Source organism: Anaerostipes faecis, assembly GCF_910574135.1.
GTDB lineage: Bacteria > Bacillota > Clostridia > Lachnospirales > Lachnospiraceae > Anaerostipes > Anaerostipes hominis.
Genome location: NZ_CAJSYK010000044.1, coordinates 1 through 10,201 on the forward strand (window position 1 = coordinate 1; position 10,201 = coordinate 10,201).

8 protein-coding genes are annotated in these 10,201 nt (G+C 43.9%); all 8 read left to right on the forward strand.

From position 1 onward, the window contains the following. The first annotated feature begins 131 nt into the window (after nt 1-131). The 8 genes from QGT46_RS16450 to hemL all read left to right on the forward strand — a co-directional run bounded on the left by QGT46_RS16450 (nt 132) and on the right by hemL (nt 10,070). Nucleotides 132-3,749: a DUF7601 domain-containing protein gene (locus tag QGT46_RS16450; protein WP_148460388.1), complete on the forward strand. Its 3,618-nt coding sequence runs from the start codon at nt 132-134 to the stop codon at nt 3,747-3,749. A 436-nt stretch (nt 3,750-4,185) separates the two neighbouring features. Further along, nucleotides 4,186-4,638: a hypothetical protein gene (locus QGT46_RS16455; protein WP_148460389.1), complete on the forward strand. Its 453-nt coding sequence runs from the start codon at nt 4,186-4,188 to the stop codon at nt 4,636-4,638. A 156-nt stretch (nt 4,639-4,794) separates the two neighbouring features. Then, nucleotides 4,795-5,010 (forward strand): hypothetical protein, encoded by a 216-nt coding sequence (locus QGT46_RS16460; protein ID WP_148460390.1) that lies wholly within the window; start codon nt 4,795-4,797, stop codon nt 5,008-5,010. Between the two features lie 187 nt (nt 5,011-5,197). After that, complete coding sequence (gene hemA / locus QGT46_RS16465) at nt 5,198-6,427, forward strand: glutamyl-tRNA reductase (protein WP_148460391.1); 1,230 nt, start codon at nt 5,198-5,200, stop codon at nt 6,425-6,427. 12 nt (nt 6,428-6,439) lie between these two features. Continuing rightward, the gene (locus QGT46_RS16470; protein ID WP_024727646.1) at nt 6,440-6,898 is read left to right on the forward strand and encodes a precorrin-2 dehydrogenase/sirohydrochlorin ferrochelatase family protein; all 459 of its coding nucleotides are present in this window, start codon (nt 6,440-6,442) and stop codon (nt 6,896-6,898) included. Then, on the forward strand, nt 6,880-7,758 hold the full coding sequence (gene hemC / locus QGT46_RS16475) for a hydroxymethylbilane synthase (RefSeq protein ID WP_024727645.1): 879 nt from the start codon (nt 6,880-6,882) through the stop codon (nt 7,756-7,758). Before QGT46_RS16470 ends, hemC begins: the two co-directional genes overlap by 19 nt. Before the next feature lie 24 nt (nt 7,759-7,782). Continuing rightward, on the forward strand, nt 7,783-8,766 hold the full coding sequence (gene hemB, locus QGT46_RS16480) for a porphobilinogen synthase (RefSeq protein WP_024727644.1): 984 nt from the start codon (nt 7,783-7,785) through the stop codon (nt 8,764-8,766). Further along, entirely contained in the window at nt 8,766-10,070 is a 1,305-nt protein-coding gene (gene hemL, locus QGT46_RS16485) for a glutamate-1-semialdehyde 2,1-aminomutase (protein WP_148460392.1), read from the forward strand. The genes hemB and hemL overlap by 1 nt, the downstream gene beginning before the upstream one ends. Nucleotides 10,071-10,201 lie beyond the last annotated feature (131 nt).

The following is a 10,201-nucleotide window of genomic DNA, read 5'->3' on the forward strand; positions in this document are numbered from 1 at the left end:
TGGTGACTACATTATACTTCAAAAAGGGAGGTCATTGCTCTTTTTATTGCAAACTCCCATAAAATCAAGGTTAAAACAATAAGACAGGTAGTAAAACTTGACACTACCATGAGTGAAAAGAGGGAAGAAATATGTATAAAGAGAGTGTCAAGAAGAATTTTCGTTACATAATGTCAAAATTTGTGTGTGTGGTTTTTGTAGTAATTTTAATATTAAATTGTATGTCTTTGCAAATTAAAGCAGAAGGAAATACGAATGGGAATATAACAGATAGTGAATATAATCCAAAATATACTATTCAACATTATTTAAATTACCCAGCGATGGCTTTAGATATTCCAAATTCTGGCGATAAGACAGGAATGGATTTAGTAAATGCGCAAGCATCTAAGACAGATACGATGATTGTATGGCGAACAGATGCTTCACGGGAAAATAATTTACCACGTAATTTTAAGAAACAAAATAGTTATGGAGAGAACCATGGCGTGGATGAATTATATGAACAAAGTCCACATTCGCAACTAAACTTAAATGATGATGGAACAGTAAAAACAGAAAATGAATTACGAAAATTGTTTGCTGATGAGGAAACATATTTCTTTGAAAAATCACAAATGCGATTCATGAATAAGCTTTATAATGATAAAAGTGAAAATCATTATAATAAGAATTATACATTAGAACAGGTTTGGCTTTTGAAAGAAGGTAAGGATAAAGATAGTACTAATGAAGAGGATTTTTATGTCTTAGATGCACCTGTAATGGATGATGGAATCCATCATGATCCTTCTAAGTTTACTTTCACTAACTATAAGGACAATCCAGCATTTAATTCTACAAAAACTACAAATGCTGATGGTGTGAAATATATTGGAGATTCAAAAGACGGTTATACGATTTTAATTACTGAAGATACGGTCATTCGTCTAGTTTTTGAACCAACTACAGAAGAAAATTATAATTATGATGCAGTGAATTTTTTCGATTATGATATAACGGATGGATGGATTTATACTACAGAAGCTGCAGCTAATGCAGCAAGAGATGGTCAAGAGGTAGATAATATAAGCAAAAAGGTTGATAAGGCAATAGAAGCACAAACTTTAGATCAATTAGTTTCAAACAGTAAATTTAATGTAGATGGTAAACTTCCAACTTCTTATCAAAGCAAAGATGAATTGAAAAATGTAACATTTTATGCAAACACAGCAAAACAAGGTATAAATAACCGAAATAATCTTCCTGCTGGAGCAGAGCAAAAATTTGCTTTTGGAAACGATAATGCTGGGACTGGATTAGGAAAGAATACTTGGAATGATCCTAACGGTGTAGCGGCATCATTAAATATGACTAATGCAGGAAATCGTGCTGGAACCAGTAAATGGGGTACTACATTCTATGGTCCGAGTCTTCGAGGGGCAACATTTAGTTTGGGTCAAGGCGTCAATGAAAATGGAAGTATTGAGTGGAGTGAGGGGGTAAATGCACCTCCAATCTTTTCAACAGCTAAAGATACTTTGAATTCAGATGGTATAGATAATCCAAATGGAATACAAGGGAAAACGGAATATTTAAAATATAGTGGATATGGGACAGAAAATTCCAAAGAAAACTATAACTTACAGTTTTCTCGTCTTGGAGGTACATATACTTTATCTGGAGTTAAGAACAATAAAGGGAAACAAGTCAGCAGTAAGTTGGATAAAATTTCGAAAAATAAATCATCTCTTTATTCAAATGAATTTTGGCCGATGGATTATGCTTCATCATATGGAACTGATGGACACGATCTTAAATTTGGAAATTTAAATTCCAAAGATCTTAGAAATTTTGTAGGAATTGATGGCTCTGGATCTAAAGTATCTGGAGCCCTTCCAACAAGTGATGATCAAAATAATGATCATAATTCTTACTTTGGTATGACAACATATTTTGACTTTGTGTTACAACCTGGATATTGTGGACCGTTGAATTACTTCTTTTATGGAGATGATGATTTATTAGTGTTCTTGTCAGAAACAACTGTTTCTGAGGATGGGACAGTTACAGTTGATCATACTAACAGTGTACAAGTGGCAGACATGGGTGGAGTTCACTCGTCATTAGGTATGTACGTAGATTTATGGGAATTTATTGATGGAGCAGAAGATATAAAAAATAGTGATGGAGAGACAATTGCCACAGGTATTCCATATAAAGATAATAAGAAAACATATCGTTTATCTGTATATTACACAGAAAGAGGAGCATCTGGATCTTCATGCTATATGAGATTTACAGTTCCATTTGAAGAGTTAGCAACAAATCCAATTACTTTTAATCAGGCAATTCAAATTGAGAAAAATGTTAAGAGCAATTCAAAAGAAGATAAAGGTGTATATGCATTTCAGTTGGATTTAACGACACCTGACGGAAATTCTATGGTTAATCAATATCCATATAAGAGATATGATGCAAATGGAAAAGAAATTAGTACTTCTAATGCTTCAATTGTCAGTGGAACAAAATTTTTTTTAAAGGATGGAGAGAAAGTGCTGATTTCTCATTTGCCAAAAGATACTGATAAGGATTTGGAGAAAGGCTATGGATATAATGTAAGAGAATTAGGAAGAGTAGATTCATCTAGTACAGGATACCCTGATAACTTGAATCCAAGTAATGTTACAGTTATTCCATTGACTCCAAAAGATTCAACAACCTTTATGACAGGAACAATTAAGGATGGATTAGGTCAAAAATTAACATTGGGTGTTGATTATGGGGATGAATTTGATAAAAACAATTATGTTCGTTTTATTAATGCCACAGACCCTGGAATGTTAGAATTAGAAAAGCAATTATCTGTTGATACGCAATCAACAGATAAGGATTTCAATTTCAACGTATATTTCACAAAAGCAGATGGGACGCCTTTGAACTCTTTATCATGGTTTAAAAGCCCGACTGATGTTGAGAGTCCAAACTGGGTTGAACAATCAGATATTGAGTTGCAAGATGGTAAAGGCGTGTTATCAATTAAAGCTGGTGAAAAGGTTTTGATTTATAATTTACCAAAAGGGGCAACCTATACCATTACAGAAGCCAAAAACACATATTATGGGGTCAAAGAGATTGTTACTACAGGAAGTGGAAAGATAAATAAAGACGAAGCTTCTGGAAAGGTTACCGGAACTATTATAGTGGATGAGAATGTGACCGAGATGGATCAAAAAAAGCCATCTAATACCATTAAATATGTCAATGCAAAAACAGAAACAGGTGGCTTGACAGTAACAAAACAAGTTTCGGGAACACACGGCGATAAAGACAAGGAGTTCCATTTCACGGTTACGCTTGATGATAAGACAATCAGCGGAAAATTTGGAGATATGGACTTCGCGGACGGCGTGGCTACATTCACATTGAAACACGGGCAGAGAGCAACAGCTGTGAGACTTCCTGCTGGTATCAGATATACAGTAGAAGAAACAGAAGCCAACCAGGACGGCTATGTGACTACTTCTACTGCTGACAAAGGAACAGTTCCAGAGAATGGTAATGTGGGAATCAAGTTTATCAACCACAAGGAAGTGACATCAGAGAAGCCATCCACACCTGATAAACCTGATACGCCAGACAGTCCAAAAACGGGTGACAGAACAAATATAGTGTTATATATATCATTGTTCGCAATAAGCGGACTATTAATCGCAATTCTAATCGTATTGAAGAAAAAGAAAATATTGGAGAACCGAAAAAGATCTTGAAATAAGATTGTAACGGCTACACAACTCACATTGACGGAGTGATCCAGACACGGCGGCGGGGAAATCTCAGGATTTTTCCGCCATGCTTGCAAGTGGCTGGTTCACTTCGTCTGTGAGCGAGCCTGTGGCGAGCTTTATGTAGCCCCCGTTATCTAACAAGGGGGCACAGGAACGCTCATGGTATGACTTCATGCTCGATTGTATGACGGCTGGCGGTGTGATAAAACGGGTTGACTTGGACACAGAGATTAAAAACCGTTTTGAAATACGCATGAAGAATGCACGAGCCTATTATGCTGTTGTGGACTTACTCATTTTGTATTCAAATGCTTAGTTTGTATCAAGTGTTGATGCAAGAAAGAAGAAATTTATTTTATCAGGTAGATGATAATGGTGTCATCTTTCAGGCCGATGGAGAAAGCTCAAAGGATATATTATGGAAGAGGCGAATGGCATGTTCGTCGTAAAAGCAGATGAAGCTGCAAAAATCAGCAGGGGAGGTTCGGTGATTATCTATACCACACTGGCGGAAGCACTCAGAAAGGCACAAGCCGGAGAGACCGTAGTGCTGCTCAAAGATATTCCTGCCGCCAATGAACAATTCTCGATTGATAAATCCATGACATTGGACTTGAACGGATACAGTATTGGCTCCATAAAAGAGCAGTCTTTTGTGATAAATAAATATGGGGAAACGACTGAAGTCAAGCAGAAAAACGGAACGATCACCAATGACAGCAGCGAATCAGACAAGTTAAGCATACCGGTGTTTGCAAGACAAAGAGTCAAACTGCACCTGGAGAATATGAAGCTTATATTGAATCCAAACGCCGGCATGATGGGATATGGCCTGAGGATTGGAAATGGAGATCATAATCAGGCACCGTAAAAGCTTTCAATATCGGCGGAGCCGCAGTTTATCATCCTCAGAACGGCAATCTGACAATCAACGGCGGCATTTTCCATCATATCCAGAGGCGGAGAATACGGAGGTGCTCAGGGAGCCGAGGCATCCATTGTATTTAAAGTCAATGGGGGCAGCTCTGTGGATAATCTCACAGGATTGACAGACCAGGTGATTTCTGACCTCACTATGCCGAAACCGAAGACCGGCAGTTCAGCGCAATCGAAGCGGGTCACCCAAAATGCGGCTAAAGCTGGGGAGCCTTTGGAATTTGCAGCTTGGGCAGGAGTCATGCTCACGGCTCTGGTATGCGGTCTGGCTGCGGCAAACTGTAAAAAGAATGCAAAGCATAAATAACATTCCATATACCTTATCGTGCGAAGCACGTCCACCCGAAGGGTATTAAATACGGTGTGCCCTGCGGGTATACTTTTCTGAGCTTATCCAGGTGTTTGGCAGAGAAATGCCGGATAAGCTTTGTTTTTAGTTGCGCTTTTTCTGTAAAACGTGCTAAAATTCTTTCAGATATAAAAAGGAGCTAGTTATGGAACTTTCGATGATAGGAATAGATTATCATACGGCATCGGTGGAGGAGAGGGAGCCGTTTGCATTTACAGATTCGGGGGCCGTCCGATTCATGAAGTCTGTGAAGGAAACGGACCCAAATGCGTCCTGTATCGTTCTGTCGACCTGCAACCGGACAGAACTTTGGTTTTATAATCTGACACCTGACCCTCTGGACTACCTTTTTTCACAGCTGTCTCTTTTAAAGGATTCGGGGAGAGAACTGTTTGTCAGAAGGGCCGGGGCCGGGGCCGTCTTTTATCTGATGGAACTGGCCAGCGGGCTCCACTCTCAGATCCTTGGGGAAGACCAGATTGTGTCCCAGGTCAGAGAGGCCCTTAACCGTGCCAGAGAATGCTGTAAGCCGGACCCTGTTCTGGACACGCTGTTTCGGATGGCTGTGACGGCGGCAAAAAAAGTCAAAACGGAAACCCGGATCGGAAGCAGGGACACCTCCGTGCCGGAACGGGCTGTTTCGATTTTGGAAGACAAATACGGCTCATTTAAAGGAAAACAATGTCTGGTTATCGGAAACGGAGAAATGGGCCGTCTTCTGGCCGCATGGCTGGTACATAAAGGGGCCTGTGTTTCCATGACTCTGCGGCAGTATCGGAAACAGGACGTCATGATCCCGGCAGGATGCGGTGTTGTCTCTTACCAGGACCGTTACAGCGCCATGGGAGCTATGGAGTTTATTTTCAGTGCCACCAGAAGCCCGCACTATACGGTCCGCGCACAGCAGGCGGCAGAGACTTTTAAAGAGCACCGCTCTTATGTGTTTACAGATCTGGCAGTGCCCAGGGATCTGGACCCGGATCTTGCAGAGCTGCCCGGATGCTGCCTTTTAGATATGGACGATCTGGGCCTTCAGGTATCGGCAGATGACGGGGAGCTTAAGAAGGCAGAAGAAATTATTTGTGAGCAGTCCGATGAATTTATGAACTGGTATTATTTCAGGGATTATATTCCGCTGGTCCGGGCGGTCGGCAGTGCTGCCGGGGAGCTGACCAATGCAAAGCTGAAGAAAACATACAGGGAACTCAGAAAAAAACACCAGGATGTATGCGGCCTTAAAAAAGAGGTGATGAGGGCATCAGAATCAGCGGTTGAACGGATTCTCTTCGGCCTTAAGGATGTGCTCCCGAGGCAGGAGTGGAAACATATTTTTGAGGCGCTGGAACTGTCGGCAGATGAGGTGGATATTTTTTAAGGAGGCTTGACCATGGGATATTTTCCGATGTACACAGATATCCGGGATTTCAAGATTTTGATGGTCGGAGGAGGAGCAATCGCCCTGCGGCGGCTTAAGACACTCCAAATGTTTCATGAACATATCACAGTCATATCACTGTCTGTCTGCAAAGGGATAGAAGATATGGTCCTTGACGGCTTTGTCACCTGGATTTCAAGGAGTTATGTTCCGGGAGACCTGAAAGATTTTGATATGGTGCTTGCCGCAACAGATAACAGGGAAGTCAATCACGCTGTTTTTCTGGAAGCCCGGAGGGAGAAAATGCCCGTCAATATCAGCGACTGCAAAGAAGAGTGCAGTTTTTATTTTCCTTCTGTTATAAAGGACGGCGATATTGTCATCGGGGTCACATCCGGAGGCACCGACCATAAAAAGACAAAACAGACAGCAGACAGAATCAGGAGTTTGATATGGAACCAAAAAGACTGAGGATCGGAAGCCGCGAAAGCCTTCTGGCTGTGGCTCAGACAAAACTTGTAATAGAGCAGTTAAAAGCAAATTATCCGGATCTTTCTTTTGAGCTGGTGACTCTGAAAACTACCGGGGATAAGATTCTTGATAAGACGTTAGATAAGATCGGAGGAAAGGGACTCTTTGTGAAAGAGCTTGATCAGGCTCTTCTGGACGGAAGGATCGATATGGCGGTCCACAGCATGAAGGATCTGCCTATGGAGATCTCCGATGACCTTCCCGTGGCGGCAGTGCCCAAACGAGGTGATCCAAGAGACGTGATTGTGCTGCCTTTGACCGGAGATTTTGGGGAACCCGGACAGGTGATCGGTTCTTCCAGTGCGAGAAGAGTTCTGCAGGCCAGAGGCCTGTTTCCGGAAGCAGAATTTCAAAGTATCCGAGGGAATATCCATACGAGGCTTCGTAAGTTGGACGGCGGACAGTATTCTGCATTGATCATGGCGGCCGCGGGACTAAAAAGGGCAGGCCTTGAAGAGCGGATCAGCCGTTATTTTTCTGTGGAAGAAATGCTGCCGGCGGCCGGACAGGGGACACTGTGCGTTCAGGTGAGAAAAGATTTTGACCAGTCCTTTTTTTCCTGTATCCATGACAGGGGGACGGAACTTGTGACCGAGGCGGAACGGAGTTTTGTACGTGCTTTGGACGGGGGCTGTTCTTCTCCGATCGCGGCATATGCAGAGATTACAGGAAGTGACCTTAACCTTACCGGGTTTTACTGCGATGAATCAGACGGCACCGGAAGGGAAAAGAGCATTCGGGGAAAAGCACAAAGTGCCGGTGAGCTTGGCCGGCGCCTTGCAGAACAGATACGAGAATAAATGATACAGAAAGAAGGATGCAGAATGGATATGACAATAAGATCAAGAAGGCTACGGTCTACACCGGTATTGAGAAAGATGGTGCGGGAGACGAGGATGGATGCGTCTTCTCTCATTTATCCGCTTTTTGTGCGGGAGGGAGAAAATGTGAAGGAAGAAATCCCGTCCATGCCGGGACAGTTCAGGTACAGTCTGGACCGCATGCCGGAAGCTCTAAACGAAATGGCAGATGCCGGGGTGCCGAGTGTTATGCTGTTTGGAATTCCGGATGCAAAGGATGAGTGCGGCACCGGGGCGTGGGCAGAGGACGGCATCATCCAGAAGGCATTGAGAAAGGCAAAGAAGGAAGTGCCGGATCTTTATTACATTACAGACGTGTGCATGTGTGAGTATACCTCCCACGGACACTGCGGCATTTTGAGCGGACACCGGGTGGACAATGATAAGACTCTGCCCATGATCGCTAAGATAGCCCTGTCCCAGATACAGGCCGGGGCCGATATGGTAGCCCCGTCTGATATGATGGACGGCCGGGTCTCTGAGATCAGAAGTCTGCTGGATCAGCACGGTTACACAGATGTGCCGATCATGTCCTATGCGGCCAAGTATGCTTCCGCTTTTTACGGCCCGTTTCGGGATGCCGCAGGATCTGCCCCTTCCTTCGGAGACCGGAAGGGATATCAGATGGATTATCATAATCGCCTGGAGGCCCTGAAGGAAGTGAAACAGGACTGTGAAGAAGGAGCGGACATCATCATGGTGAAACCGGCTCTCTCTTATCTGGATATTGTGAGAGAAGTGCGCAGTACGGTAGATCTTCCAGTAGCTGCATACAGCGTCAGCGGGGAGTATGCCATGATCAAGGCGGCAGCCATGAAGGGCTGGATCGATGAGGATCAGATGATCTGTGAGACGGCAGCCGGGATTTACCGGGCAGGCTGTGATATACTCCTGACGTACTTTGCTAAGGAGATTGCCGGATTTATGAGGGAAGGGAGGATCGGATGATGACCAGATCAGAAGATTTATTTAACCGTGCCAAACGGGTGCTGCCAGGAGGCGTCAACAGCCCGGTGAGGGCTTACCAGTCTGTGGGAGGCTGTCCGCGGTTCATTAAAAAAGCGGAAGGTACTTATGTATATGACGAAGAGGGAAAACGCTATCTGGATTATATCGGCTCCTGGGGACCGATGATCCTCGGACATAACCATCCAGAGATCCAAAAAGCGGTCGTGGAAGCCGCACAATATGGGCTGAGCTTTGGTACGGCTACAGAGATCGAAGTGGTGATGGGAGAACTGCTGTGCAATCTGGTGCCGTGTTTTGATATGGTCCGCATGGTCAATTCGGGCACGGAGGCCGTGATGAGTTCGATCCGGGCGGCGAGAGGATTTACGGGCAGAGATAAGATTATTAAGTTTGAGGGATGTTATCATGGACATTTTGACGCACTGCTCGTAAAAGCGGGGTCCGGTGTGATGACGGCAGGAATCCCGGACAGCTCCGGTGTGCCAAAGGGCTGTGCGAAGGATACCCTGACTGCGGTGTATAACGATATAAACAGCGTTCGGAAACTATTTGAAGAAAATCCGGGACAGATCGCCGCGCTGATCATTGAACCGGCAGCGGCAAATATGGGGGTTGTATTGCCGAAAGAAGGCTTTTTGCAGGAACTCAGAGATATCTGTACCAAGAACGGGACACTGCTGATCTTTGATGAGGTCATCACCGGCTTCAGGCTGGGACTTGCAGGTGCACAGGGAACTTACGGCGTGACGCCGGACCTGGCCACCTTCGGAAAGATCATCGGAGGAGGCATGCCGGTAGGCTGCTACGGAGGACGGCGTGAGATCATGGAAATGATCGCACCTCTCGGCAGCATTTATCAGGCCGGGACTCTGAGCGGAAATCCGGTTGCCATGGCGGCCGGCATCACGGAACTTACGATTCTGAAAGAACACCCGGAAATCTACCGGCATCTTGAGAAACTCGGAGAGTCTTTCAGAAGCGGTGTAAAAGATATCCTAAGGCGGCACGGAAAGGAATATCAGATTACAGGGACAGGGTCTTTAAGCTGTCTGTTTTTTACGGACCGTCCGGTTGCCAATTATGAGGACGCAAAGACTTCCGATGTACAGGCATTTGCAGAGTATTTTCATTATATGCTGGATCACGGAATCCATCTGGCCCCGTCCCAGTTTGAAGCTATTTTCTTTAACAATGCTATGAAACAGGAGGATGTAGATCTGACACTGGAAGTGATGGATTCCTTTTTTTCATTTCACAGGAAAGTCCTACGACCTTCCCTATGAAGATTAGGGTGTCAAAAGACACATTAATAAATATCTGATTTTGTTTGTACCTTGAAAATTTAACACGAATTGGTTTGAGAATATTAAATTTAGAACAATCAACAGAAGGTGAGCTTGATGTTTTGAGTATT

Coding starts and splice junctions, on each gene's coding strand:
- hemC (WP_024727645.1), top strand. CDS start 6,880: ATGGAACCAAAAAGACTGAGGATCGGAAGCCGCGAAAGCCTTCTGGCT.
- hemB (WP_024727644.1), top strand. CDS start 7,783: ATGGATATGACAATAAGATCAAGAAGGCTACGGTCTACACCGGTATTG.
- QGT46_RS16470 (WP_024727646.1), top strand. CDS start 6,440: ATGGGATATTTTCCGATGTACACAGATATCCGGGATTTCAAGATTTTG.
- hemL (WP_148460392.1), top strand. CDS start 8,766: ATGACCAGATCAGAAGATTTATTTAACCGTGCCAAACGGGTGCTGCCA.
- QGT46_RS16455 (WP_148460389.1), top strand. CDS start 4,186: ATGGAAGAGGCGAATGGCATGTTCGTCGTAAAAGCAGATGAAGCTGCA.
- QGT46_RS16450 (WP_148460388.1), top strand. CDS start 132: ATGTATAAAGAGAGTGTCAAGAAGAATTTTCGTTACATAATGTCAAAA.
- hemA (WP_148460391.1), top strand. CDS start 5,198: ATGGAACTTTCGATGATAGGAATAGATTATCATACGGCATCGGTGGAG.